Consider the following 24929-nt stretch of genomic DNA (forward strand, 5'->3'; position numbering starts at 1 on the left):
GGGCTCTCCGTATGCTGACCCTGCTCGATTTGCTTTCCGCCGTCGCGCTGTTGATCTGGGGCACACACATCGTTCGGACGGGCATTCTGCGTGTCTACGGGTCGCAGCTGCGCCGTGTCATTGGCCAGAACATGTCCAAACGCCCGCTGGCATTTGTCGCGGGGATACTCGTCACCGCTGTGGTGCAGAGCAGTAACGCCACGGCGATGCTGGTGACGTCCTTCGTCGGCCAGGGCTTGATGGGCCTGACGCCCGCGCTGGCCATCATGCTAGGTGCCGACGTCGGTACAGCGGTGATGTCGCGAATCCTGACGTTCGACCTGTCGTGGCTGTCGCCACTGCTCATCTTTCTGGGCGTGATCTTCTTTCTGTCGCGCAAGCAAACCCGAGTGGGCCAGCTAGGTCGTGTTGGCATTGGTCTGGGCCTGATCATCCTCGCCTTGCAGCTGATCGTCACTGCCGCCGCGCCGATCACTCAGGCGGCTGGAGTGAAGGTGCTGTTCGCCTCGCTGACGGGCGATCTTCTGCTCGACGCATTGGTCGGCGCCATGTTCGCGCTGATTTCCTATTCAAGCCTGGCGGCCGTGCTGCTAACGGCGACTCTTGCTGGCGCGGAGATCATCAGCCTGCCGGTGGCGATCGGCCTGGTGATCGGTGCCAACATCGGCAGCGGTCTGTTGGCATTCCTCAGCACCAGCATGCAAAACGTCGCCGGGCGGCAAGTGGCGCTGGGCAGCCTGCTGTACAAGCTGATCGGCCTGTTGCTGATCACCCCGGTGCTGACCCCGCTGGTGGCCTGGATGGACACGCTGAACGTCAGCCCGTCGAGCCTGGTCATCAGCTTTCATGTGATCTACAACTCGTTGCGTTGCCTGATCATGCTGCCGACGGTGGGGCCGATGGGGCGCCTGTGCGCATCGATTCTGCCGCAGCAGGCCGAGATCAACGGCCAGACCAAGCCTCGCCATCTGGACCTGACTGCACTCGCCACGCCGAGCCTGGCGCTGGCCAATGCCGTGCGCGAAACCCTGCGCATGGGCGATCTGATCGACAGCATGCTCAATGCCATGCAAGAGGTGCTGCGTGGCAACCAGACCGCGGTCACTCAGGAAGTGCGCCGGCTCAACGACGACGTCGAGGTGCTCTACAACGCCATCAAGTTGTACCTGGCGCAGATGCCCCGCGACGACCTCAGCGATCAGGACAATCGCCGCTGGGCCGAAATCATCGAACTTGCGATCAATCTGGAGCTGGCCAGCGGGCTGATCGAGCGCATGCTGCGCAAGGTCCAGCAGCAAAAGACCTCGCAGCGCCGGTCTTTTTCCGACGTCGGCCTGGAAGAGCTCTCCGGGCTGCACGAGCAACTGATGGCCAATCTGCGCCTTGGCCTGTCGGTCTTCCTCAGCGGTGACCCGGAAAGCGCGCGCCAGTTGTTGCGCGAAAAACGTCGTTTTCGGGCACAGGAGCGGCGCCTGGCCCACGCCCATGTCAGCAGGCTGCAACGTAAGATCGTGCAGAGTATCGAGACCAGCTCCCTGCACCTCGAGTTGATTTCCGACATGAAACGCTTGAACTCGCTGTTCTGCAGCAGCGCCTACGCGGTCCTTGAAACCACTGACACAGGCGCCTTGTCCAGCGAGGGCAACGCGGATTAATCGTGGTGAACGCAGGGGCCGCTGCGAAGTCTGTTACACATACCGGCCCGCAAGGAAGCCCGTTTTTATGCGTTGCCTGCTGTTCGTTTGTCTGGTTCTGACATCCCTTTCTTCCATAGCCCTTGACCGGTTTCAGGTTGAGGGCTACGTGCTGCCCAACGGTTTGCAGTTGCTGCTCAAGCCTGCGGATAAAGGCCATGTTTCCATTCGTCTCGTCGTCGGCATTGGCTTCGATGACTTCAAATGCGAAGACAAAGAGCTGCCGCACTTGCTTGAGCACCTGCTCTTCAGCGGGATCGACAACAGCGGTGAGGGCGGCCTTGAGCAGCAGATGCAAGCGTTGGGCGGGGAGTGGAACGCGTTCACCAGCAACACCGACACCACCTTCGTCATCGAGGCGCCGGCGCAGAATCAGCGCAAGGTGCTCGACCTGCTGCTCAATCTGCTGACCCACGCCCAAATCAACCAAGCCAATCTGGACACCGCCAAGCGCATCGTCGCCCGTGAAGACGGTGGCCATTATTCGCATCTGCAACGCTGGCTGGACAAACGCGATCTGGGCCACGGCGCCAGCAGCCAGCTTGCCGTAGAGCTTGGTCTCAAATGCCCGGAGCGGCCCGAGGTCGATCACCTCACGCTGGAGCAGATCGAGAATATCCACGACAACTGGTACGCCTCCAACAACATGACACTGATCATCGTGGGCGACCTCGACAAGTTGCTGCCTGCGTATCTGGAGCGCACCTTCGGCCAGCTCAATGCGGTGGATCCTACGGAACACCCGCCGCTTCGTTCGATGACCGAAAAGGCCGATCCTGAGCGCACGCTGATCCGCGGCGCATTGGGCGATGGTGCGAAGCTGCATCTGCTGTTCCCCGAGCCGGACATGGGCGAGCAGCACGATGAAACCTGGGATCTGGTGAAGGCTTATCTGGACTGGGCGCTGTACAGCGAGCTGCGTCTGGACAAGGGTTATTCCTACGGACCATGGGCCGATCGCGAAGCGTTCGGGGACACCGGCTTTCTCAGCCTGAACGCCGATCTCTACCGCGAAGACGTCGATTCGGCCACTGCCGCAGTCCGCTCGATGCTGCAGCGGCTGCGCAAGGAAGGCATGGACCCGGCCACCTTTGCGCGGCTGCAGCAGGCGTCGATTGCCAAGCAGGCCTGGGCGGTTCAAGGCAATAGCGCGCTGGCCGACTATTACTGGGGTGCGCTGAATGATTACGACGACGGCCGCTTTCTGGACCCGGCCAAGCGAACCCGGGGCGTGAGCCTGGATCTGGCCAATCAGGCGATGCGTCAATTGCTGGCGCAACCCGGGTATCTTCGCGTTGAGGAGCCACTGCTCAGTTACGACGAGCTGTACGCCGTCGGATGCCTGCTGACGGCGCTGGTGGCGCTGCTGATTCTCTGGCGATGGCGGGTTTACAAGAAGCGGCCGCTGTAAGCGAGGCGCTTGGCTCTGTAAGATTTCGTCGAAGTGGGCGCAGTCCGATTTTGGTTATTTTTTATACACCTCGACCTATACCTGAGAGCGACGCCCAAGATGCCGGACATTAACGCAATCATTCAGCACTCGCTGGTACAGCGCGTGCTGGAGTTCATCAAGCGCTACCCCGGGCTGATTGCGTTCTTCGGGTTCTGCTCAGGCATCGGCAGCTTCATTCTGGTGGATCGCCAGGCCAAGCTGGCGACCTGGATTGCAGCCATTCTGCTGGTGAGCTGGATCTGGCTCATGGTGGAAAACAGCGCGGTCGCCCTGTTCGCGAAAATGTTTAAACGCGAGATCCCGCAGCCGCTGTTGCGCTACGGCACTCAGATGATCCATCAGGAAAGCCTGTTTTTCGTCCTGCCGTTCTTCTTCGTCACCACAACGTGGTACAGCGGCCAGCTGGCATTCACCGGGCTGCTCGGGGCGGCAGGCCTGATTTCGATCATCGACCCGCTGTATTACAAATGGCTGGCGCCGCGTCGATGGCTGTTCATGGCCCTGCATACCCTGACGCTGTTCGCCGCACTGCTCACGGCGCTGCCGATCATCGTCCACCTGACCACGGCCGAGAGTTACAAGCTGGCGCTGGGCATTGCGATGCTGCTGTCCTTCCCGAGCCTGGCGTCGGGCTATCCGATCAACAACTGGAAACGCGGCCTCGGCGTGGTGGCCATGACACTGGCCATCGGCGGTGTAGGCTGGATGGCGCGATTCTGGGTGCCGCCGGCAACGCTCTGGCTGACCGAAGCAGCGATCAGTACGCGCTTCGATAACCAGAATCGCACCCCCGGCGAGAGCATTCAGGAGATCGGCGTTAACCAGCTGCGCAGCGCCGGGCTTTACGCCTACACGTCGATCAACGCCCCGCGCGGCCTGAATGAACGGATTTATCACGTGTGGCGCCACAATGGCGAGGAAATAGAGCGTATCGCTCTAGACATCAAGGGCGGTCGTGAGGAAGGCTACCGGGCCTGGACGCACAAGCAGAATTTTCCGCCGGACGTGCTCGGCAAATGGCAAGTGAGGGTGCTCACCGAGGACGGGCAGATGATTGGCGTGCTGCGCTTCGACGTGACTGAGCGGGATCAGCCGGCGGTCACTCGCAACAAGATCAAGCCGGCAGGCTTGAAGCCAGGCACCGACGCTGCGAAGCCGGATGATTCCGAGGCGAAAAAAACCGCAGACAGTGCGCCAGCCGAGAACCCATCTGCCCCGGCCAAAACCAACTAAGCTCGTTGCTATGACCCCACTGACCACCCAGGCTTCCTCCGCGCCCAAGGTTCCAGGACGCGTCTTGATGGACACTTCGAGCAATCCGGTACAGCTGCGGATTGCCGGAGACTGGACGCTCGCCCACTACCGCGAACTCAAACGCCAGACCGATGCACTGAGCGCCGGATTCGGTCCAGCCACCCTCGTGGACATGGACGAACTCGGCGCGCTCGATACCGCCGGTGCGTCGTTGCTGGTAGAGCTGCTCGGCGTGCAGCGCCTGCGTTTGCTGGCCGTGCAAGCGCCCAACCTGCCGGAATCCAGCCGCGCACTGATGCAGACCATCCAGAGCGCATTGGCTGACTATTGCCGGCCAGTCCGGGAGCCTGAAGCGGCCGTGGGGATGCAGCTGCTGGCGAGAATTGGCGCGGCGGTGGACGTGATCTGGAAGGACACGCTGCAGCTGCTGGGCTTCATCGGGCTCATCCTGCAGACCTTTGCCTCTACGCTGTTTCGCCCCCGGCGCTGGCGCACCACCTCCGTCATTGCTCACATCGAGCAAATCGGCCTGGACGCCGCGCCCATTGTGGCGCTGCTGACGTTCATGGTCGGCGCGGTGGTGGCCTTCCTCGGCGCCACGGTTCTGAAGGCCTTTGGCGCGACTATTTTCACCGTTGACCTGATCGGCTTCTCGTTTCTGCGGGAATTCGCCGTGCTGTTGACCGCCATCCTGCTGGCCGGTCGTACGGCCAGCGCCTTCACCGCGCAGATCGGCTCGATGAAAGCCAACGAGGAACTGGATGCGCTGCAAACCCTGGGGCTGAGTCCTACCGAGTTGCTGGTATTGCCCCGCGTGATCGCGTTGCTCATCTCGCTGCCCATGCTGACCTTTCTCGCGATGATCTGCGGCATCGTCGGTGGCGGCGTGGTCTGCGCTTTGTCCCTGGGTATCTCGCCGGCGATGTTTCTGTCGTTGATGCAGGCCGATATCGGCGTGCAGCACTTCCTCGTGGGTATCGCAAAGGCACCGATCTTTGCGTTCTTCATCGCCGCCATTGGCTGTCTGGAAGGCTTCAAGGTCGAGGGCAGCGCTGAGTCCGTTGGGGCTCATACGACGTCGAGCGTGGTGCAGTCCATTTTCGTGGTCATCGTGCTGGACGCCTTGGTCGCGATGTTCTGCATGGAGATCGGCTGGTGACCCGCCGTTGCGTACAACCCGTCGAGACGGTGATTGAGGTCCGCGGCCTGAGCAATCGCTTCGGCCCGCAAGTGGTGCACGAGGATCTCGATCTGGACCTGTATCGCGGGGAAATCCTTGGCGTAGTGGGCGGCTCCGGGGCAGGCAAGTCGGTCTTGCTGCGCAGCATTGTCGGGCTGCAAAGACCTGCATCCGGAAGTGTCCGCGTATTGGGTCAGGACTTGCTGAATCTGTCCGATAAAGCACGCTCTCAGGTGGAACGACGTTTCGGTGTGCTGTTTCAGAAAGGCGCGCTTTTCTCATCGCTGACCATCACGGAGAACGTCGCGCTGCCGCTGATTGAACACGCCGGGCTGAGCCGCCAGGAAGCCGAGCATCTGGCCGGGATCAAGATGGCGTTGGCCGGGCTGCCGCTGTCAGCGGCGCACAAGTATCCCGCGTCTCTCTCCGGCGGGATGATCAAGCGCGCGGCGCTGGCGCGAGCACTGGCGCTGGACCCGGACATCCTGTTTCTGGACGAACCCACTGCCGGGCTCGATCCGATTGGCGCCGGTGCGTTCGACCAGTTGATCCTGACCCTGCGCGACGCATTGGGGTTAAGCGTGTTCATGGTCACCCACGACCTCGACACGCTTTATACAATCACTGACCGAGTGGCCGTGCTGGCGCAAAAGCGCGTGCTGGTCGCAGACAGCATCGACAGGGTGTCTGCCACCAAGGACGCCTGGATTCACGAATACTTTCATGGCCCGCGCGGCCGCTCGGCCTATTCGGCGGCCACCCACCCACACGAGGTCTCATGATGGAAACCCGCGCCCATCACGTTCTGATCGGCCTGTTCACGGTCATCGTGGTCGCCGCCGCGCTGCTGTTCGGTCTGTGGCTGGCAAAATCCAGCGTCGACTCGGCGTTCAAGGACTATCAGGTTGTCTTTAACGAGGCGGTGAGCGGTTTGTCTCGCGGCAGTCCGGTGCAGTACAGCGGGATCAAGGTCGGTGACGTCGTGCAGCTGCGCCTCGACCCCCAAGACCCGCGCCGCGTGCTGGCGCAGATTCGCGTTGCGGGTGAAACCCCGATCAAGCGCGACACCTTCGCAAAACTGGCATTGGCCGGCATTACCGGTACATCGCTGATTCAGCTCAGTGGCGGCACACCGCAAAGCGAGGCGCTGAAGGGCGAGGGCGGCAACCTGCCGGTGATCATCGCCTCACCGTCGCCCATCTCGCGGCTGCTGAACGACAGCGACGACTTGCTCAGCGGCACCAATGCACTGCTGCACAATGCCAACGCGATGTTTTCTTCGAACAACGTGGAGACGCTGTCGCGCACGCTGCAGCATCTGGAGCAGACCACCGGAGCGATCTCCGATCAGCGCGACGACATTCGTCAGGCCCTGAAGCAGATGACACTGCTCAGCAAGCAGGCCGGCGCGACGCTGGAGCAGACCTCTACGCTGATGCGCAACGCCAACCAGTTGCTGACCAGCGACGGCAGGCAAACCATCGCCAGTGCGCAACAGGCGATGAAATCCCTCGAACAGAGCAGCCAGACCATCAACACGCTGCTCAAGAACAACCAGAATTCGGTGAACGACGGGCTGCAAGGGCTGGGCGAACTGGGCCCGGCGATTCGCGAGCTGCGTGAAACCCTCAGCTCATTGAAAACCATCTCGCGCAGCCTGAATGCCAACCCGAGCGGCTACTTGCTGGGCAGCGAGAAGAATAAGGAGTTCGAGCCATGAGGCTTGTCGGTCAGTCCATCACTCGGCTGTTATTGGCGGCCGCCGTGCTGTCCCTCGGCGCCTGCTCGATCCTCCCCGAGCAGGCGCCTTCAGACGTCTACCGGTTGCCAACGGCATTGCCGGCCAGCAAAGGGACCTCGCCCGTATCGTGGTCGTTGCGGGTGGTACGGCCCAAATCCAGCGAGACACTGGACAGCCCGCGTATCGCCGTCATCCCCCAAGGCAATGTCATCAGCAGCTACAAAGGCGCGCGCTGGAGTGATCCGGCCCCGGTTCTGCTGCGCAACCGCCTGACCGATGCGTTCTATCGCGATGGGCGAGTACAGTCGATCAGCACCGACGACAGTAATCTGCAGGCTGATTTTGAATTGGGCGGGGAGCTGCAGGCGTTTCAGAGCGAGTATCGCGGGGTCGCCATTGAAGTGGTGATTCGCCTTGATGCGCGGCTCGCTGATGATCGCCAGCGGATTGTGGCGAGCCGGCGCTTCGAAGTGCGTCAGCCGGTGGCCGACAAGCAGGTGTCGGCGGTGGTCTCGGCATTCGGTCAGGCCAGCGATACGCTGGCCGCCCAAATGTTGCGATGGACCGTTGAGCAGGGCGAGAAGCGTTACACCGCCGAGCCGAAGAACCAGTAGCAGACGGCGATCGCGGCGACCACACCGGCGAATTCCGCCAGCAGCGCGCAACCCACGGCGTGTCGCGCCCGCTGAATGCCTACGGCGCCGAAATACACCGCCAGTACATAGAACGTGGTTTCGGTGCTGCCTTGAACCGTCGCCGCGACGAGGGCCGGGAAGCTGTCGACGCCTTGAGTCTTCATGGTCTCGATCAGCATCGCCCGTGCCGCGCTGCCGGAGAACGGCTTGACCAGCGCCGTCGGCAGCGCATCGACGAAGCGGGTGTCCAGGCCGACCCACTGAATCACGTGACGAATTCCCTCAAGAATCAGATCCAGCGCGCCCGATGCGCGCAGCACGCCGACGGCGCAGAGCATCGCGACCAGATAGGGCAGCAGGTTCTTGGCGACGTCGAAGCCTTCCTTCGCGCCCTCAACGAAGGTTTCGTACACCTTCACCTTGCGAAGCGCGCCAACCACCAGGAACAGCATGATGATGCCGAACAGCGTCACGTTGCCCAGCACCGACGACAGGCTCGACAGCGCAGCGGCAGACAACCCGGCCAGTACGGCCATGAAGCCGCCCAGCAGCAACGCGCCGGGGATCAGGTAGGCGAGCACCACCGGGTCCCACAACTTGAGCCGCTGCATGAACGCCACTGACAGCAGACCGACCAGCGTCGAGGCGCTGGTGGCGAGCAGGATCGGCAAGAACACCATGGTGGGGTCGGCGGCGCCTTGCTGGGCGCGGTACATGAAGATGGTCACTGGCAGCAGCGTCAGCGAAGAGGCGTTGAGCACCAGAAAGAGGATCTGCGCATTGCTGGCAACGGTCTTACTGGGATTGAGCTCTTGCAGCGAGCGCATGGCCTTGAGGCCGATGGGTGTGGCGGCGTTGTCCAGACCCAGCGCGTTGGCGGCAAAGTTGAGGGTGATCAGGCCCAACGCGGGGTGGCCGCGTGGCACTTCGGGCATCAGGCGATGAAACAGCGGCGCCAGGACTTTACCCAGCCAGTCGACGATTCCGGCCTTTTCGGCAATGTTGAGAAAGCCCAGCCACAGGGTCAGGGTGCCGAACAGGAGCACCATGACTTCTACCGACAGCTTGGCCATGGCGAAGATGCTCTCGACCATGGCGGCAAAAACGCCGGCATTGCCCCCGACCAGCCATTGCGCCAGCGCAGATATCGCCGCGACCACGAAAAACCCAAGCCATAGGCCGTTCAGCATACAAATCCCCTCACAAGATGCGGCGATGATAACGGCGGGGGCAGAAACAACAAACCCCGGCCGGGGCCAGGGTTTGATGATTCACGCCAGACAGTAATTACTCGACCGTCGATTGACCCGCCGGCAGAGGGTCTTTGCCACGCCAGTGCGGCAGGGAGTTCCAGTAGCGCTCGCCCTTGGCGTCGTCGTACATGCCTTCCCAGCGGGAGATCACCAACACCGCAAGCGCGTTGCCGATCACGTTCAGCGCGGTGCGCGCCATGTCCATGATGCGGTCGACGCCGGCAATGAACGCCAGGCCTTCCAGGGGGATGCCCACGCTGCCCAGGGTTGCCAGCAGCACCACAAACGACACGCCCGGTACACCGGCGATGCCCTTGGACGTCACCATCAGGGTCAGCACGAGCATCAACTGCTGGCCGATCGACAGATCAATGCCATAAAGCTGCGCGATGAACAGCGCCGCAATGCTTTGATACAGCGTCGAGCCATCGAGGTTGAACGAGTAACCGGTCGGCACCACGAAGCTGCTGATGGCCTTCGGCGCCCCGTACGCTTCCATCTTCTCGATCACGCGCGGCAGCACGGTTTCGGAACTGGCGGTGGAGTAGGCCAGCACCAGTTCGTCCTTGAAGATGCGCATCAGCTTGAGTACCGAGAAGCCAAACAAACGCGCGATCAGGCCAAGCACCACGAAGGCAAAGAAGGCGATGGCGACGTACACCAGAATCACCAGCTTGGCCAAAGGCAGCAGCGAGGCGAAGCCGAAGTTGGCGACGGTCACGGCGATCAGTGCGAATACGCCAATTGGCGCGTAGTTCATGATCATGTGGGTGACCTTGAACATGGTCTCCGACACGCCCTGGAATACCTTCACCAGCGGATCACGCACTTCCGCATTCAGGCTCGACAGGCCCAGCCCGAAGAACACCGAGAAGAAGATGATTGGCAGCATGTCGCCACGGGCAACCGCCGCGAAGATGTTAGACGGAATGAGGTTGAGGATCGTGGCGACGAAGGCATGGTCATGCTGGACTTCGGAGGTGGTCTTCTCGTACTGAGAGATGTCCACCGTGCCCAGCGTGCTCATGTCGATGCCAGTGCCGGGATGGAAGACATTCGCCAGCAGCAGACCCACCACAATGGCAATTGTGGTGACGATTTCAAAATAGAGGATGGTCTTCAGACCGATACGACCAAGCTTCTTGGCATCGCCAACGCCGGCGATGCCAACGACCAGGGAGGAGATCACAATCGGGATAACGATCATTTTGATCAGACGGATAAAGATATCGCCCGCTGGCTGCAGGATGTTGCTGATCCACCAGGCTTTCTCGGTGCTGAAATGGTTCAGGAGGGCGCCAATGGCGATACCCAGGACCAGGCCGATGAGGATCTGCCAGGCGAGGCTCAGTTTTGCCTTCTTCATGTCATTACCTTGTTGTCATTGCCGGGACATCCCCCAACCACACGTTCATCATTGCGCTTGCCAGCAAGCGTGACGCCGCGGTCGCCGTCAGGGCTGTCTCGTAAGTGGCCGCAGGCGAGCATCCGAGCTCTGAGCAGGCGAAAAAGGCGCAACTATTCCCACGGTGACCGCCATCGTCTAATGCCGTAAACGACTACCCCATGCCGAATCGGCATGATGAAAATCAATCACTTACGCTGGGGTGCGCTAAAAGAGGGCGGATTTGCTTGACGCAGGAATGCTGAGAAGTGGCTAAAACGTCGCCTGTAGCGTGTTTATACAGGGCGTTACAGCAGCACGACGGACTGGCCGCGGATGGCTGGGTCGCCGTTTAAACGGGAAAATTTTGGCGATATACGGTCGTAGGAAACGTAGAAGGGGCTGTGTAGGACTCTCGAGGACCGGAGACCTTGTAGGACGTGGAGAATATTTGCGCCTCACAAGTCCACTGTCGGATAAAGGCTAAAACCGTATCGGACGATGGACTTGCGTTGCGACTTGCCTGACCCGGCCCACGTGTGGGAGTACTCCTTGTACACCTAGGACGCTTCAATCACTCCCTTGATCGTAACGCCCCGGCCCCTTGGTCATACGCGCACCGTCTTCGGGCTGCGCGTCTATCAGGAAGGTCTGTCAGGGACAGGTCTCCCATCATTCAAATCAGTACCAGTTCGGATCTTTCTTGAGCTGTTCTTTCAGAAGGCCTTGCATGCCTTCATCCGGTTTGCCCAGAAACCGGTAATCCGCATGGCGCGTCGGTGACTTGTCTGCGGGCAGTCCCGCTGGCACTTCAACCAACATCGCGTACGCATGGGACTTGTCCAGACTGAATGCCACGATGAGGCGCTTGTTGCGGCAAGTGTCCTGGGTTTCGCAGAGCGGCCCTACCAGATACTTGTCACCGTCTTCGGTCACGGCATTCATCTGTTCAGCGGCGCCGGAGAGATTGATCACCCAATCGGGCAATCGCTCTTCCTTCTTCACCACGCTCGACCACGTTTCGCGATACTCGGGATTCGAGCTCAAAAGCTCGTTCGCCCGAGACTGACCGTCGTTGGCCGCCATGGCTGTAACGCTGGCGCTCCCAAGGAGCGCCAATGTCAGTGCATGGAAATGCTTGAAGCCCATGTTCAGCCTCGGCCGCGACGGCCAAAGAAGAACGACACCACGAACATAACCAAGAAGACCACGAACAGGATCTTGGCAATGCCGGTAGCAGTACCTGCGATACCACCAAAACCAAGGACGGCTGCAACGATAGCGATGATCAGAAATGTGATTGCCCAACTCAACATGGTGAATCTCCTTACTGTTTATTGATTATTGCTACGTCGAGGCGTCGGGATGACCCTCGGGGTAGATCGCGTCTTCGACCCGGAGGATCAGAAAACCCAGCTTTGCTGACGTGGCGCTTCATCAGTAGTAGCGGCCGCATCATCAACTTGCATGCTCAAGGCGACGTCCGAGGCTTTCAGCGCACTTGCCTTGGCAAACGGTGCGGTGTGGGCGTGGGAGTAGTGGACCTGAGTCACTTCCTGATTCTGATTCCAGTGATTGAATTGCTGAACCGCAATGAGCGTAATCATCAACGCCAGACTGGCAAACAAAACCTGCTGCAAATGCAGAGGAGAGATACGCAGTTTGTTGGCGAGATGTTGAGCGTTCATTCAGCTGACTCCTGGCAATCTTGTCGGCCGTCTGTTCGGGCCTTTGTTACCAAGGATATTGCACGCTGTGTGCCAGCTTTTTACCAACCAATAAATCCTTTTAAATCAATAACTTATATTAGTGATTCAGAAGTGTCGTACACGCAAGCTGCACGATTGAACATTTGCCATCGTGCGGAATGCACGAATGGCCTGACACCACGCAGGCTGCCGAATTCATTCCGGGTAGTAATTCCGTTCTGATACCCGTCTTACGACCGCCGTGTAACGCTCTAACCCGCGCTGCGCGCTGTGACGCGCAGGGTGTCGGCATCGACGCCTTTGACCCCGCGAATGTTTCGCGCAATGTCGACCGCCAATTCCTTCTCGGCGTAGTTGGCCACCACACCGTCCAGCGTCACCACACCGTCTTTGGTCTCGACCTTGATGTTCAAGCCATCAAGGGTGCGGCTATATATAAGGCTGGATTTCACCTTGCTGGTGATCCACGCGTCGCTGAACTCTTCGCGAACACTGTTGGCCTGCAGCTCACTTTGCTCCTTGATCGCCTGAGTATCCCGGGCGCTGACGCTGATCAGGTTGTTCACCTCCGTCACGCCGTCCGTGTTGGTAGCCAGGCTTCCGGCCAGCTGCTTGGCATCCGCGTCTTTCGCCTGGCCCTTGAGGGTGACGACCCCCTGAGCGGCGCTGACATCGACATTCAACGCCTCGGTCACGCTGTTCCACAGCAACTTGGATTTGATGGTTGCTGTGAGCGTCGCGTCATCGAAACGCTGGGCCATGGTGGCTTTGGTGCCCGGATCGGCAGCGACCTGCGCATCGATTTCCAGCTGGTTATCAACCTTGTTGATCCCCTGAATGTCGCCCGCGATCTGCGCCGCCAGATCCTTGTCGACCTGGTTCTCGACCTTGCCCTTGAGGATTGCAGTGCCTTGTTCCACGTCCACGCTGATCTTGAACGGGCTCAAATGCCGGTTCAGGGCGAAGGCGGTCCAGATCGAACCCTCCTGACGCGCCTCGGCCAGTTGGGTTTGCAGATCGGCGGCCGCGGCGTGAGCCATGAAGGGTGTCATTCCGAGGAGGCTGGCAGTGGTGATGGCCAGGGCGATCTTCTTCAACGTGGGCATGGGAATCTCCAGACAATTGCAAAAAGGTACCTCTGGACAGACTGGTCTTTCGCCCAGATGTTCGGCGCGGCCTGATTTTGCCTGCATGAGGATCCGTGCCGACGGTTATTGGACGTAACCTGCCCTGGATCAGCGCATGACGGCTTTTTTCAGAAGATCGCTACCATGCAACGTTAATAATCAATCAGAATGAACCATGCAACTTGCCCGATTTTTCCGGGACTAACACAGACTATTCATTGAGGAGCGTAGGAAAAATGGAAGCAGCCGCTGAGAATCAGGGCCGTATTCTGCTCGTGGATGATGAATCCGCCATCCTTCGCACCTTCCGTTATTGCCTGGAAGATGAGGGCTACAGCGTAGCCACGGCCAACAGTGCGGCGCAGGCAGAGGCGCTGTTGCAGCGTCAGGTATTCGACGTGTGCTTCCTCGACCTGCGACTGGGTGAGGACAACGGGCTGGACGTTCTGGCGCAAATGCGCGTGCAGGCGCCGTGGATGCGCGTGGTGATCGTCACTGCGCACTCGGCCGTGGACACCGCCGTTGACGCGATTCAGGCCGGCGCTGCCGATTACCTGGTCAAGCCCTGCAGCCCGGATCAGCTGCGCCTCGCCACCGCCAAGCAGCTCGAAGTCCGCCAGTTGTCGGCGCGACTCGAAGCCCTCGAAGGCGAAGTTCGCAAACCAAAGGACGGCCTGGATTCCCACAGCCCGTCGATGATGGCGATCCTCGAAACCGCGCGGCAGGTCGCCAACACCGACGCCAACATCCTTATCCTCGGCGAATCCGGTACAGGTAAAGGGGAATTGGCGCGGGCGATTCACGGCTGGAGCAAGCGCGCCAAGAAGGCTTGCGTGACCATCAACTGTCCATCGCTCACTGCCGAGTTGATGGAAAGCGAACTCTTCGGCCATAGCCGGGGCGCCTTCACCGGCGCCAGCGAAAGCACACTCGGCCGAGTGAATCAGGCGGACGGCGGTACATTGTTCCTCGATGAAATCGGCGACTTCCCGCTCACCCTGCAGCCAAAACTGCTGCGCTTCATTCAAGACAAGGAATACGAGCGCGTCGGTGACCCGGTCACCCGCCGTGCCGACGTGCGCATTCTGGCGGCGACCAACCTGAACCTCGAGGACATGGTCCGCGAAGGCCGCTTTCGCGAGGACCTGCTGTATCGCCTGAACGTGATCACCCTCAATCTGCCGCCCTTGCGCGAGCGAAGCGAAGACATCCTGACGCTGGCGGACCGCTTTCTGGCGCGCTTCGTCAAGGAATACAGCCGCCCGGCGCGTGGCTTCAGCGAACAGGCGCGCAGCGCGCTGCTCAACTACCGCTGGCCCGGCAACATTCGCGAGCTGCGTAACGTGATCGAGCGGGCGAGCATTATCTGCCCGCAGGAAAAAGTCGAAATCACGCACCTGGGCATGGCCGAACAGCCGGCCAACAACGCCCCTCGCGTTGGCGCAGCATTGAGTCTGGATGAGCTGGAGAAAGCTCACATCGGCGCGGTGCTGGCCACCAGCGATACGCTGGATCAGGCCGCACGCACGCTGGGCATCGACGCCTCGACGCTGTACCGAAAACGCAAGCAGTACAACCTGTGACAGGGCGCCGATGATGTTTGCGATGAAGTTGCGCACCCGACTCTTCCTGAGTATTTCGGCCCTCATCACCGTTGCCCTGCTGGGGTTGGTGCTGGGGCTCGTCAGCGTCATGCAGATGGCCAAATCTCAGGAATCGTCGATTCGGCACAACTTCATCACCCTCGATATCGGCCTGAAGCTGCGACAGAACCTGGGCGACCAATTGGTCATGATGCTCAAGGACAGCCCCGATCAGGCGTCGATCAAGCGCAATCAGGAACAGTTCCAGAATCTGCTCGATCAGGGCATCGAACATGATCAGCAAACCGGCGTTCCCAGCGGGTTCGAAACGGCCCGGGTGAACTATGCCCGCTTCGTCAAAACCATCGAGCAATCCACCGAGCATGGTGACGCGATCCGCGACAATGAGGCCGTGACCGAGGCGTTCAACACGTTGCGCGATGGCCTGCTCGACGCTCACCGCCAGGCGCTGGTGAACATTAGCCAAGCTGAAAGCGCCTCAAGATCGCGAGCGCTCTGGGTCTCGGCGCTGCTAGGGCTGGTGGGACTGGCGGTGCTGGTTATCGGCTTCGTCACCGCCCACGGCATTGCCCGGCGTTTCGGCGGCCCCATCGAGCAGTTGGCCAAGGCGGCGGACCGCATTGCCCAGGGTGATTTCGACGTCACGCTGCCCACGTCATCATCGGACGAAATGAACCTGCTGACTCACCGTTTCGGCATGATGGCCGACGCATTGCGCCAGCATCAGAAAACCAACGTCGATGAGCTGGTCGCTGGCCAACAGCGCTTGCAGGCGGTGCTGGACAGTATCGACGACGGCTTGCTGATGATTGATCGCCAAGGGCGGCTCGAACACCTGAATCCGGTCGCGCAGCGGCAATTGGGCTGGGAAGAAAGTCGCCTGGGCCAAGGTCTCGGCGAAGCGTTGCAACGTCCGGAGCTGGACGAGCAGTTGTATCTGGTATTGCGCGGCGGCACGCTGGAACGGGCACCCGATGACCTGTCCATCGAGATCGACGGAGAAGTCCGCCTGCTGACCTACAGCCTCACGCCAGTCAGCCACACCAAAGGCCACATCGTCGGCGCCGTGATGGTGTTGCACGACGTCACCGAGCAGCGGGCATTCGAACGCGTGCGCAGCGAGTTCGTGCTGCGCGCTTCCCACGAGTTGCGCACGCCCGTCACCGGCATGCACATGGCCTTCGGCCTGCTTCAGGAGCGCGTGCATTTCCCGCCGGACTCGCGCGAGAAGGACCTGCTGGACACCGTCAACGAAGAAATGCAGCGTCTGATGCAGTTGATCAACGACCTGCTCAACTTTTCGCGCTATCAGAACGGCCTGCAGAAGCTGACGCTTGAACCGTGCGATATCAGCGAATTGCTCGAATCGGCGCGTCAGCGCTTTGCCGACACCGCCCACGATCAGGACGTCATGGTGCTGCTGGAAACCCAGGAGCCGCTGCCGCGTGTGCAGGCCGACAAAGCGCAGCTCGACCGGGTGCTCGACAACCTGCTCGACAATGCTTTGCGCCATACCCCGAAATCGGGCCTGATCCGCTTGCAGGCGCGGCGTCATGGCGAGCGCTTGATCATCAGCGTGGAAGACAATGGCGAAGGCATTGCCTACGGCCAGCAGGCCCGAATCTTCGAGCCGTTCGTGCAGGTCGGACGCAAGAAAGGCGGCGCGGGCCTGGGGCTGGCCTTGTGCAAGGAAATCGTTCAGCTGCACGGCGGACGGATGGGCGTCTATTCCCGACCGGGGCAGGGCACGCAGTTCTACATGGCGCTGCCGCTCTAGACCAGCACGCTACGCCACATCATCCGCACGACGCCCGGCGCTGCGCCTGCCGCCGGTCACCAGCTCAGTAAACTTGGTCGCGCTCAGCGGCCGGGCGAACAGCCAGCCCTGACCATAAATCACCCCTTCGCTTTTCAGCAGCATCGCCTGGGACTCAAACTCGATGCCTTCGGCGATCACCCGCAGTTGCAGCGCATGGGCCATGCGAATGATGTGCGGCGCCACGCCACTGCTCGCGGCATCGTGCCCGAGGGCGTCGATAAACGCTTTGTCGATTTTCAGGCAATCCACCGGCAGCGTCTGCAGGTACGCCAGACTGCAATAACCGGTGCCGAAATCGTCGATCAGCACCTGATGGCCCCGATCGCGCAGCGCCTGGAGATGGTTGCGCGCGACTACCACGTCCACGAGGCCGCGTTCAGTGACTTCAAATGCAATCTGCCGAGGCGCCACCCGATGCAACGCCAGCAGCTTCGCCGTCACTCGGCCGATGCGTGGGGCCATCACGTCGCACGCCGCCAGATTGACCGACACGTACAGGTGCGGATTGGCGCGTAGCAGCTGGCCCAGCTGTTCAAGCAGCTGCTGAAGCACGAAGTCGGTGATCTGACGGATCTGCCCGGTGTTTTCCGCGAGCGGAATGAAAAGGTCGGGGCTGGTCAGCGTGCCGTCCGGTCGTCGCCAGCGCACCAGGGCCTCAGCGCCCACGCACAGCCGCGTGTTGAGATCAAAAATGGGCTGATACAAAACCTTCAGCTCGCCGCGGCGCAGTGCCCCGTGCAGCTCACCGCCCAATGACTGCCGCTGACGCACCAGTTGCAGGACGAGAATGCCGATAAACAATGAAATCAACAGGCTGGCCGGGACCAGCAGCCACCACGCACCGGTGATCTTCTGTTGCAAGGCACTGCGCGGCGTAATGAGGACCAGTTGATATTCCGGGCTCTGGGTCGGCATCCGGTAGACGAGCTTGTCCTGGGTGGTCATCAGCGTTTCGGTGGAGGTCGGCGACCAGTCCGGCGTGGGCGGCCATGTCTGAGCCGGGCCCAGGACCGGGACTGCTTTGGACCCGCGATCCAGCACCACCACCAGACTGCCGCCCGCCGGCAGGTCAACCACGTCAGTCAGATGGCCGCGGGAGGTGGAAACACGAAACTCCCCGCGCCCAAGCATCAATGAAGCCAGGTTGTCGTCAGGCTGGGTAGAGGTGTTGAGCCAGTAATCGTAGGTGGGGCCGCGAATGTCCGGCGGCCTGGGCTTGCCAATCAGGCTCTGGCGCGTCCAGCTGGAACAGAACTGGCTTTCGCTGACGTACGCCACTTCGTAGATAAAGCGGTAGCGCGAGTTCACCTGACGCAACTGCTCGATCATCTCGGGGCTGCAACCGCGCAACGGCTGCGCCTCAAGCTGATCGAGCCCGGCTCTCAACTGGCCGAACAACTGCTCCAGCCGCACCAGAAAGCGCTCGCCCTGTGCATTCATCTGCGCACGTTCGTCCTGCCGGGCCTGATGCATCGCCAGACCAAAGCTGCCCGCCAGCAAGACGGCCGCGCTTAACAGCGCGGCCAACAATGCCAGAAGCCAGGGACGGTAAAGGAAAGAGCGCAGTCGCGGCGTCGCCGTGAGCATCGACAGTCATCCAGAGGGTGGGATTTCCATAACCACTGAGGTATAGCAACAAGCGCAAAAATAGTCCGGAAAAAACCGACAATCAGCGGAATTTAGTGCCTGAAGTTAAGCACTTGCAGCATAGCTGCACTTTGCAGATCCGGCTCACCGTCAAATTTTTGTGGTCGGTAATGCATCTGGAACGAAGCCAAGGTGTGACGGGTTGCGATGTCCAGCTCTCCGGTCTGCGGCGTCGGGTAACCCAGCAGCGCCAATTGCTGCTGGAACCATACGATATTCGGCACGACGCCCATCAACTGGGTCTGACGCTGTGCGACCTGCTGTTCATCCGGCCAGATGCCCAGGCCTTCCTGGGCCAGCCGCTTCCACGGGAACAACGGTCCCGGATCGAGCTTGCGCAAAGGCGCGATGTCGCTGTGACCAATGACGTGACGGGGTTCGATGTGATTGCGTTTGACGATGTCTTTGAGCAGCACGATCAGCGCTTGAATCTGCGCCTCGCTGTAGGGATACCAGAGCCGGCCCGTCGGCGTGTCGCGGTAGCCCGGATTGACGATCTCGATGCCGATGCTGCTTGAGTTGAGCCAGGTGCGCCCGTCCCATTCGCTTTCACCGGCGTGCCAGGCGCGCTGGGATTCGTCGACCAGTTTGTAGGTCGTGGCTGGCCCGTCGCCGATCAGGTAATGCGCGCTGACCTCACCGTGGGTGAGCAATGCCAACGACCGCTCGAGGGAGGCAGACGTGTAATGAACCACCACGAACTGCACGCGGCTGTCGAAGTTGACGGAAGGGTGGGTGGTGTCGATCTTCGGGCCGCTGCTGCAAGCGGTCAGCAGCAACAACAGAAACAGGGCAGAAATAGACTTCATGGCGGCACGACGTGTGGGCAAATAATGCAACAGTGTAACGTAACGTTGGCGGCGCATTCAAAATGCATTATGCCCGCGCGGCCAACCAGACGAACCGTTCAGCCGTGCTCGATCCGGTTACGCCCCTCGTGCTTGGCACGGTACAGCGCCTGATCCGCACGTTTGAGCACCACATCGCTGCGCTCACCGGGAGCAAACAGCGTAATGCCCATCGACACCGTGACCGTCACCCGCTCGCCCTTGAAGTGAAACGGGCATTGTTCAATGCCTTCGCGCAGACGCTCCAACAGCGCCAGCCCCTCACCCATCGGCGTGGTCGGCAGCAGGATCACGAACTCTTCCCCGCCAAAACGCGCGATGAAGTCAGAAGCCCGCAATCGCTTTCTCAACTGACCGGCAATGATCTTCAAAACCTTGTCGCCTGCCAGGTGGCCGTAACCGTCGTTGATGCGCTTGAAGTGATCCAGGTCGAGAATGCCGAGCAGCAGGCTCGAACGCTTCCTCTGCAACTGGTCGATCTCATGCTCCAGCCGTTCGTTCCACGCCGCGCGGTTTGGCAAGCCTGTCAGCGTGTCGATCAGCGCCTTCTGCCGTTGCTCTTCCAGGTGAGCCCGAAAGCCCAGCGCTTCCTGCTCCATCGTGGCCACGCGACTGGAGAGGGCTTGCAGGCGGGTGGCGACTTCCTGCTCACGCTGATCGCGTTGCTGCTGATGATGATCCATGGTGCCAATCAGCCCTTCGAGGCGGCTCTCCAGCACGTGTTTCAAGCTGTCCAGGTCGGCCGCCTGCTGCACGCTGGTTTGCAGGTCATCGACGTGCTCGCGCAATTGATGGTCCAGTTGACGCGACGCCGAGTGCTGATCGGCATGGTCTTCGCTGGCAGCCAGCAAGCCGCTCTGAAACGACTCAAGGCGCTCGTTGAGCTGCTTGAGGTAGGCCTGGAATTCGTGCTGGCCGCTGTCGGTGATGGCGAGCATCAGCACAGCGAGATCGTCAAGGATCGGCAGCAATTCGTACCAGTTAAGCCCATGCTCGAGCCGCGCGCGCATGGCTTCGGCTTGCGGGCGATGGTATTCGGGCAGCGTTAGTTCATCGAGCAGCCCTAGCAGCGTCTCTTCGATGTGGGCGGCGACTGAGCTGTAACTTGGCTCGGGCGAGGAGGGCAGCGCGTAGGGACCGTCTTCTTCGGCGGCGATCCCGTCAGGTTCTTCGTCTTCAGCGACGATCTCGGTCTCGTCGGCAATAACGACGGCTTCAGCAGCCTCTTGAGGCTCCGGTGAGGACTCTTCAGGTACCGGCTCGGCTGCTTCATCGTCTGCCGCCTCAGCGGCGGAGGGCTGCGGGGCGTCAGCGGTGTGGAGCGATGCTTCAGGCTCTGCGGTTGTCTGGTCAGCCGGCTCGGGATCGGGCTCGGAGGTGACCGGCTCTACTGCAACTTCCGGGTGAGGCTCCGGAATAGAGCGCGCGGGCTCTTCGGCGACAGAGGGACGAGCCGACAGGACAGCGCTGCGAAGTTCAGCCTCCAGCTCAGTGTTCTCTGGCGCCGCCTCCGGCAAGGCAGCTGAATGCTGAGGCGCATCGTCAGAAGCCCGCAGCGTCGGCCCGGCCGGCTCGGTAACTGAATGGGGCAACGGGGCCGACTCATCACCCTCGCCGCCAGCCTCACGGTGACTGCCGAACAATCGCTGCAGAAAACCCGGACGGGACGCTTCATCCGGGTGCTCGATCTGCGACAGCGCCTGCCCCTGAAGTCCGCTTAACTCACTTAGTATCAGCGGCAGCTCACGGGCTTGGGTGATGCGATCTTCCAGACTCTTGGCAAAACGCTTGAGGGGCCTGCTGACGTCCTTCGGCAACGGCAACGCCTGCAACTGCGCAACCAACGACGTCAACGCCGTGCCCATTTGCTCGACGCGCTGCTCGCGACGCTGTTCAGAATCCAGCACCGCTTTTTCCAGGCGCGGAATCAAGGCAGCCAGGCCTGCGTCCATGTCGTCCTTGCGAACGATCTCGCGCATTTCCTTCATGCAGGCATCAACCGCCTTGTCGGCACCTTCTGCCGCCAGGCTGCTGCGCACGAGGCCTCGACGCAGCAAGTCGAGCCGCGCGTTCCAGCGCCGCTCCAGTTTGTCTTGTTGCTCGATGCTCTTGAGGTACTTTTCTTTCCAGCGCTGCGCTTCGTCGGTCATTCCACAGGTCCGCGAGGAGATGTGCTTGTTATCGGCAGCGAGTCACCGATTAATGAGGCCGGCAAGCGAATCTCCACCGCGACGGGCAGATGATCGGAAATGGGCTGCGCCAGCACCTGCACTTTTTCAAGGGTCAGGGTCGGGCTCAGGAGAATGTGGTCCAGGCATCGCTGGGGACGCCAACTGGGGAAAGTCGCCTCGATCTGCGGTGCAAGCAAGCCAAGATCGCGCAGTGGCGACGTTTGCAGCAGGTCATTGGCGTGGGTGTTCATGTCGCCCATCAGTATCTGATGGCGATAGCCGCCAATCAGTTCGCGAATGTACGCGAGCTGCCGTGTGCGGGTCCGCGCGCCCAGTGCCAGGTGCATGACCACCACGACCAGCGCATCCGGACCTTCGCCGAAACGAACGAGGATGGCGCCACGCCCGGCAGGGCCTGGCAGCGGATGGTCTTCGATGTCCCACGGACGCAAACGACTGAGCACGCCATTGCTGTGCTGGGCGAGGCGTCCGAGGTTTCGATTGAGTTGCTGGTGCCAGTACGGAAACGAACCGAGCTGGGCGAGGTGTTCGACCTGATTGATGTAGCCCGAGCGCAGGCTGCCGCCATCTGCCTCCTGCAACGCGACCAGATCATAGTCACGCAGCAGATCGCCGATCTTCTGCAGGTTACCGGCTCGACCGTTATGGGGCAGCAGATGCTGCCAGCCCCGAGTCAGGTAGTGCCGGTAGCGTTCGGTGCTGTTGCCCACCTGGATATTGAAACTGAGCAGGCGAAGCCGACCGTCGGCCGGCAGGCCTGTCTCGTGAAGATGGTGCTCGTTGACCTTCGGCGTGTGCCGGGCAACAACCCGTTCAGTAGTTCCCCAGCGCGCCATGGTCAGCCCTTACTTGGCGGTCAGCGTCGTACGTTCTTTGGCGATCAGCTGATCGGCCACTTGCAGCGCTTGCTCGGGACCACCGGCAGTGCCGAGATCAAAGCGGTACTTGCCGTTGACGATCATGGTCGGAACGCCCGTGATTTCGTACTTCTTGGCCAGTTCCTTGTATTGGGCGATCTTGCCCTTTACGGCGAACGAGTTGAAGGTTTCGAGGAACTTGGTCTTGTCGACGCCTTGGGTGGCGACGAACTCGGCCATGTCGTTCGGGTCAGTCAGACGCTTGCCGCCTTTCTGGATTGCGTCAAACACGGCCGTGTGAACTTTCTTCTCCACGCCCATGGTGTCGAGGGTAATGAATAGCTGGCCGTGAGCGTCCCAAGGGCCGCCGAACATGGCGGGGACGCGGATGAAATGGACGTCAGCGGGAAGTTCTTCGACCCATGGATTGATGACCGGCTCGAAGGCGTAGCAGTGCGGGCAGCCATACCAGAACATTTCGACGACTTCGATCTTGCCCGGCTCGGAAACAGGAACAGCGCTTTTCAGCTCGACGTATTGCTTGCCGGCTTCGATGGGCTCTGCTGCTTGAGCGGTCAGACCGAACAGGCTGGTGAAAATCAGAGCGGCGCTGAGAATCAGATTACGCATGCTTAACTCCTGGGCATGGAAGGTCACTTCGGTGGCCGCGGTTCGACCGGCCGAGGTGATATGAGTTCGCAAGTGTAACGCCTGCGGCCACAAAAAAGGGCAGCCGTTCGCTACCCTTTTTGGCCCGTCCGGGCAGGTCTGTCGGCATTTTGTTTTACCAACCGTGTCCGTCAGGATCGCGCGCCAGAGGCTCAATGCAGCCCTTGAATGTACGCTGCCAGCGCTTCGATATCCTTGTCACTCAGTTTCGCGGCGATGGTACGCATGACCAGGGTGTCGCCGTCATTGGTGCGCTCACCTTCGCGGAACGCGGTGAGCTGTTTCTTGATGTAATCGGCGTGCTGCCCGCTCAGGTACGGGAAGCCTGCCGTTGCAATGCCCGCGCCGTTTGGTGAGTGGCAGCCGATGCAGGCCGGCATGCCCTGATCGAGCTTGCCGCCGCGAAACAATACTTCGCCACCGGCGACCAGATTGGGATCGGCAGCGCCAACACTGCCTTGCTGGCCTGCGTAATAAGCGGCGATGTCGGCCAGGTCCTGATCGGTGAGCGGGTTGAGCTGACCGGTCATTTCCAGCACGATACGTTTGCCGTCTTTGATGTCGTGCAGTTGCTTGAGCAGATAGCGCTCGCCCTGGCCGGCGAGCTTCGGAAAAATGGGCACCAGGCTGTTGCCGTCGGACCCGTGGCAGGCGCCGCAGATCGCTGTTTTCGCTTGGCCGGCGACCGGATCGCCCACGGGCGAGTCAGCGGCCTGCACGAAGCCATTCAGGCTCAAGGTCAACAGCAGGCTCGACAGAAATGCGTTCATGGGTTGATCCGATGCGGCTGAAAGTGCGGCCCTCATGATGGACTGTCTTGAGAGGAGGCGGCCTGGTTCTGGACGTTTCGGTGCACATGCCAGGCGGGTTCTCGCGTCGGCAACACCCTTGCGGGGGCAGGACAAGGCACACATGAAAATCTGCGGCATTATATACTCGCGCCCATTGAACGGAAAAAGACACCCCGTTGCCGCGCACGTCGCAACGCCCTCACCGGATATCCCATGCAACTCAAGAACCCTATTCTCGGCCTGTGCCAACAAGCCAAGTTCATGCTCAGCGCTGCCAAAGTCGACCAATGCCCGGACGACGAAGGCTTTGAAGTCGCATTCGCCGGCCGCTCCAACGCCGGTAAATCCAGCGCGCTGAACACCCTGACTCACGCCAGCCTGGCGCGCACGTCAAAAACCCCTGGCCGTACCCAGCTGCTGAACTTCTTCAGCCTGGACGACGACCGCCGTCTGGTCGACTTGCCTGGCTACGGTTATGCAAAGGTGCCTATTCCGCTGAAGCTGCACTGGCAGCGCCACCTCGAAGCCTATCTGGGCGGTCGTGAAAGTCTGAAGGGATTGATCCTGATGATGGACATCCGCCACCCGATGACTGACTTCGATCTGCTGATGCTCGACTGGGCCATCGCCAGCGGCATGCCGATGCATATTCTGCTGACCAAAGCCGACAAGCTGACCTTCGGCGCGGCAAAAAACACGCTGCTCAAGGTCCAGTCGGAAATACATCGCGGTTGGGGTGACGCTATCACCATCCAGCTGTTCTCGGCACCCAAGCGCATGGGCCTGGAAGAGGCTTACACCGTGCTGGCTGACTGGATGGAACTGGAAGACAAGGCACCGGCGGCCTGAATCGCAGGCAAAAAAAACCCCGGACTTCATGTGGGGAGGGGAAGTTCGGGGTCCAAGTCCAGACCTCTCGAGAGGGGTCCGGATATCTGCCAACACTTAACACAACATAGGAGCATGAATGGCTACGTCAGCCATTCGCAAACTCAGACCGGGATTTGTCCGATGAAGTTCAAAACCGGTGGAAATTAATGGATGGCGTGGTTCCGATACCGCGCAGAATCGG

Annotated in this window: 22 protein-coding genes; 10 read left to right on the top strand and 12 right to left on the bottom strand. The window is 60.7% G+C overall.

Annotation, left to right across the window (positions count from 1 at the left end):
• The first annotated feature begins 11 nt into the window (after nucleotides 1-11).
• The 7 genes from ACQKEN_RS14255 to ACQKEN_RS14285 all read left to right on the top strand — a co-directional run bounded on the left by ACQKEN_RS14255 (nucleotide 12) and on the right by ACQKEN_RS14285 (nucleotide 7936).
• Nucleotides 12-1655: a Na/Pi cotransporter family protein gene (locus tag ACQKEN_RS14255; protein WP_265387821.1), complete on the top strand. Its 1644-nt coding sequence runs from the start codon at nucleotides 12-14 to the stop codon at nucleotides 1653-1655.
• 67 nt (nucleotides 1656-1722) lie between these two features.
• Nucleotides 1723-3105 (top strand): M16 family metallopeptidase, encoded by a 1383-nt coding sequence (locus ACQKEN_RS14260; protein WP_427686369.1) that lies wholly within the window; start codon nucleotides 1723-1725, stop codon nucleotides 3103-3105.
• Nucleotides 3106-3204: 99 nt separating this feature from the next.
• Nucleotides 3205-4380, top strand: a complete 1176-nt coding sequence (locus ACQKEN_RS14265; RefSeq protein ID WP_427686371.1) for a DUF5924 family protein — start codon at nucleotides 3205-3207, stop codon at nucleotides 4378-4380.
• Between the two features lie 19 nt (nucleotides 4381-4399).
• A complete protein-coding gene (locus tag ACQKEN_RS14270) occupies nucleotides 4400-5560 on the top strand; it encodes an MlaE family lipid ABC transporter permease subunit (protein WP_427686503.1) in 1161 nt (386 codons plus the stop codon).
• On the top strand, nucleotides 5557-6363 hold the full coding sequence (locus ACQKEN_RS14275; RefSeq protein ID WP_427686373.1) for an ABC transporter ATP-binding protein: 807 nt from the start codon (nucleotides 5557-5559) through the stop codon (nucleotides 6361-6363). Before ACQKEN_RS14270 ends, ACQKEN_RS14275 begins: the two co-directional genes overlap by 4 nt.
• On the top strand, nucleotides 6363-7301 hold the full coding sequence (locus ACQKEN_RS14280; RefSeq protein ID WP_427686505.1) for an MlaD family protein: 939 nt from the start codon (nucleotides 6363-6365) through the stop codon (nucleotides 7299-7301). The genes ACQKEN_RS14275 and ACQKEN_RS14280 overlap by 1 nt, the downstream gene beginning before the upstream one ends.
• The gene (locus ACQKEN_RS14285) at nucleotides 7298-7936 is read left to right on the top strand and encodes an ABC-type transport auxiliary lipoprotein family protein (protein ID WP_427686374.1); all 639 of its coding nucleotides are present in this window, start codon (nucleotides 7298-7300) and stop codon (nucleotides 7934-7936) included. Before ACQKEN_RS14280 ends, ACQKEN_RS14285 begins: the two co-directional genes overlap by 4 nt.
• Here ACQKEN_RS14285 and ACQKEN_RS14290 read toward each other — a convergent pair.
• The 6 genes from ACQKEN_RS14290 to ACQKEN_RS14315 all read right to left on the bottom strand — a co-directional run bounded on the left by ACQKEN_RS14290 (nucleotide 7909) and on the right by ACQKEN_RS14315 (nucleotide 13409).
• On the bottom strand, nucleotides 7909-9147 hold the full coding sequence (locus ACQKEN_RS14290) for a nucleoside recognition domain-containing protein (protein WP_427686375.1): 1239 nt from the start codon (nucleotides 9145-9147) through the stop codon (nucleotides 7909-7911). The genes ACQKEN_RS14285 and ACQKEN_RS14290 overlap by 28 nt on opposite strands.
• Before the next feature lie 97 nt (nucleotides 9148-9244).
• Nucleotides 9245-10576 carry a glutamate/aspartate:proton symporter GltP gene (gene gltP / locus ACQKEN_RS14295; protein ID WP_427686377.1) on the bottom strand — a complete coding sequence of 444 codons (1332 nt, stop codon included), beginning with the start codon at nucleotides 10574-10576 and terminating at the stop codon, nucleotides 9245-9247.
• Nucleotides 10577-11275: 699 nt separating this feature from the next.
• Nucleotides 11276-11743: an inhibitor of vertebrate lysozyme family protein gene (locus tag ACQKEN_RS14300; RefSeq protein ID WP_192174453.1), complete on the bottom strand. Its 468-nt coding sequence runs from the start codon at nucleotides 11741-11743 to the stop codon at nucleotides 11276-11278.
• 2 nt (nucleotides 11744-11745) lie between these two features.
• Entirely contained in the window at nucleotides 11746-11910 is a 165-nt protein-coding gene (locus tag ACQKEN_RS14305; RefSeq protein ID WP_002555679.1) for a DUF1328 domain-containing protein, read from the bottom strand.
• Between the two features lie 87 nt (nucleotides 11911-11997).
• Complete coding sequence (locus tag ACQKEN_RS14310) at nucleotides 11998-12282, bottom strand: hypothetical protein (RefSeq protein ID WP_133774146.1); 285 nt, start codon at nucleotides 12280-12282, stop codon at nucleotides 11998-12000.
• Nucleotides 12283-12554: 272 nt separating this feature from the next.
• Complete coding sequence (locus ACQKEN_RS14315) at nucleotides 12555-13409, bottom strand: BON domain-containing protein (protein ID WP_427686380.1); 855 nt, start codon at nucleotides 13407-13409, stop codon at nucleotides 12555-12557.
• A gap of 257 nt (nucleotides 13410-13666) precedes the next feature.
• Between ACQKEN_RS14315 and algB the strand changes: the two genes are divergently transcribed.
• Both algB and ACQKEN_RS14325 read left to right on the top strand, forming a co-directional pair.
• On the top strand, nucleotides 13667-15013 hold the full coding sequence (algB, locus tag ACQKEN_RS14320) for a sigma-54-dependent response regulator transcription factor AlgB (protein ID WP_133774142.1): 1347 nt from the start codon (nucleotides 13667-13669) through the stop codon (nucleotides 15011-15013).
• A gap of 10 nt (nucleotides 15014-15023) precedes the next feature.
• Nucleotides 15024-16811 carry a KinB sensor domain-containing domain gene (locus ACQKEN_RS14325; protein WP_427686382.1) on the top strand — a complete coding sequence of 596 codons (1788 nt, stop codon included), beginning with the start codon at nucleotides 15024-15026 and terminating at the stop codon, nucleotides 16809-16811.
• 9 nt (nucleotides 16812-16820) lie between these two features.
• Here ACQKEN_RS14325 and ACQKEN_RS14330 read toward each other — a convergent pair whose 3' ends face one another.
• The 6 genes from ACQKEN_RS14330 to ACQKEN_RS14355 all read right to left on the bottom strand — a co-directional run bounded on the left by ACQKEN_RS14330 (nucleotide 16821) and on the right by ACQKEN_RS14355 (nucleotide 23836).
• Nucleotides 16821-18440: an EAL domain-containing protein gene (locus ACQKEN_RS14330; protein WP_427686383.1), complete on the bottom strand. Its 1620-nt coding sequence runs from the start codon at nucleotides 18438-18440 to the stop codon at nucleotides 16821-16823.
• A gap of 92 nt (nucleotides 18441-18532) precedes the next feature.
• Entirely contained in the window at nucleotides 18533-19309 is a 777-nt protein-coding gene (locus ACQKEN_RS14335) for an N-acetylmuramoyl-L-alanine amidase (RefSeq protein ID WP_427686385.1), read from the bottom strand.
• Nucleotides 19310-19407: 98 nt separating this feature from the next.
• Nucleotides 19408-21498, bottom strand: a complete 2091-nt coding sequence (locus ACQKEN_RS14340; RefSeq protein ID WP_427686387.1) for a diguanylate cyclase — start codon at nucleotides 21496-21498, stop codon at nucleotides 19408-19410.
• Nucleotides 21495-22376: an endonuclease/exonuclease/phosphatase family protein gene (locus ACQKEN_RS14345; protein ID WP_427686389.1), complete on the bottom strand. Its 882-nt coding sequence runs from the start codon at nucleotides 22374-22376 to the stop codon at nucleotides 21495-21497. The genes ACQKEN_RS14340 and ACQKEN_RS14345 overlap by 4 nt, the downstream gene beginning before the upstream one ends.
• 9 nt (nucleotides 22377-22385) lie before the next feature.
• Nucleotides 22386-23027, bottom strand: coding sequence for a thiol:disulfide interchange protein DsbA/DsbL (locus tag ACQKEN_RS14350; RefSeq protein ID WP_427686390.1), 642 nt, complete (start codon nucleotides 23025-23027; stop codon nucleotides 22386-22388).
• A 191-nt stretch (nucleotides 23028-23218) separates the two neighbouring features.
• The gene (locus tag ACQKEN_RS14355) at nucleotides 23219-23836 is read right to left on the bottom strand and encodes a c-type cytochrome (RefSeq protein ID WP_427686392.1); all 618 of its coding nucleotides are present in this window, start codon (nucleotides 23834-23836) and stop codon (nucleotides 23219-23221) included.
• Nucleotides 23837-24070: 234 nt separating this feature from the next.
• Between ACQKEN_RS14355 and yihA the strand changes: the two genes are divergently transcribed.
• The gene (yihA, locus tag ACQKEN_RS14360; protein ID WP_065987940.1) at nucleotides 24071-24706 is read left to right on the top strand and encodes a ribosome biogenesis GTP-binding protein YihA/YsxC; all 636 of its coding nucleotides are present in this window, start codon (nucleotides 24071-24073) and stop codon (nucleotides 24704-24706) included.
• Nucleotides 24707-24929: the final 223 nt, after the last annotated feature.

It is taken from the genome of Pseudomonas sp. NPDC078416 (genome assembly GCF_050268485.1).
GTDB lineage: Bacteria > Pseudomonadota > Gammaproteobacteria > Pseudomonadales > Pseudomonadaceae > Aquipseudomonas.

Bases quoted from the DNA above. Each gene is read 5' to 3' on its own strand.
- ACQKEN_RS14255 (WP_265387821.1), top strand. From the start codon at position 12: ATGCTGACCCTGCTCGATTTGCTTTCCGCCGTCGCGCTGTTGATCTGG.
- ACQKEN_RS14260 (WP_427686369.1), top strand. From the start codon at position 1,723: ATGCGTTGCCTGCTGTTCGTTTGTCTGGTTCTGACATCCCTTTCTTCC.
- ACQKEN_RS14265 (WP_427686371.1), top strand. From the start codon at position 3,205: ATGCCGGACATTAACGCAATCATTCAGCACTCGCTGGTACAGCGCGTG.
- ACQKEN_RS14280 (WP_427686505.1), top strand. From the start codon at position 6,363: ATGGAAACCCGCGCCCATCACGTTCTGATCGGCCTGTTCACGGTCATC.
- ACQKEN_RS14285 (WP_427686374.1), top strand. From the start codon at position 7,298: ATGAGGCTTGTCGGTCAGTCCATCACTCGGCTGTTATTGGCGGCCGCC.
- ACQKEN_RS14290 (WP_427686375.1), bottom strand. From the start codon at position 9,147: ATGCTGAACGGCCTATGGCTTGGGTTTTTCGTGGTCGCGGCGATATCT.
- gltP (WP_427686377.1), bottom strand. From the start codon at position 10,576: ATGAAGAAGGCAAAACTGAGCCTCGCCTGGCAGATCCTCATCGGCCTG.
- ACQKEN_RS14300 (WP_192174453.1), bottom strand. From the start codon at position 11,743: ATGGGCTTCAAGCATTTCCATGCACTGACATTGGCGCTCCTTGGGAGC.
- ACQKEN_RS14305 (WP_002555679.1), bottom strand. From the start codon at position 11,910: ATGTTGAGTTGGGCAATCACATTTCTGATCATCGCTATCGTTGCAGCC.
- ACQKEN_RS14310 (WP_133774146.1), bottom strand. From the start codon at position 12,282: ATGAACGCTCAACATCTCGCCAACAAACTGCGTATCTCTCCTCTGCAT.
- ACQKEN_RS14315 (WP_427686380.1), bottom strand. From the start codon at position 13,409: ATGCCCACGTTGAAGAAGATCGCCCTGGCCATCACCACTGCCAGCCTC.
- algB (WP_133774142.1), top strand. From the start codon at position 13,667: ATGGAAGCAGCCGCTGAGAATCAGGGCCGTATTCTGCTCGTGGATGAT.
- ACQKEN_RS14325 (WP_427686382.1), top strand. From the start codon at position 15,024: ATGATGTTTGCGATGAAGTTGCGCACCCGACTCTTCCTGAGTATTTCG.
- ACQKEN_RS14330 (WP_427686383.1), bottom strand. From the start codon at position 18,440: ATGCTCACGGCGACGCCGCGACTGCGCTCTTTCCTTTACCGTCCCTGG.
- ACQKEN_RS14335 (WP_427686385.1), bottom strand. From the start codon at position 19,309: ATGAAGTCTATTTCTGCCCTGTTTCTGTTGTTGCTGCTGACCGCTTGC.
- ACQKEN_RS14340 (WP_427686387.1), bottom strand. From the start codon at position 21,498: ATGACCGACGAAGCGCAGCGCTGGAAAGAAAAGTACCTCAAGAGCATC.
- ACQKEN_RS14345 (WP_427686389.1), bottom strand. From the start codon at position 22,376: ATGGCGCGCTGGGGAACTACTGAACGGGTTGTTGCCCGGCACACGCCG.
- ACQKEN_RS14350 (WP_427686390.1), bottom strand. From the start codon at position 23,027: ATGCGTAATCTGATTCTCAGCGCCGCTCTGATTTTCACCAGCCTGTTC.
- ACQKEN_RS14355 (WP_427686392.1), bottom strand. From the start codon at position 23,836: ATGAACGCATTTCTGTCGAGCCTGCTGTTGACCTTGAGCCTGAATGGC.
- yihA (WP_065987940.1), top strand. From the start codon at position 24,071: ATGCAACTCAAGAACCCTATTCTCGGCCTGTGCCAACAAGCCAAGTTC.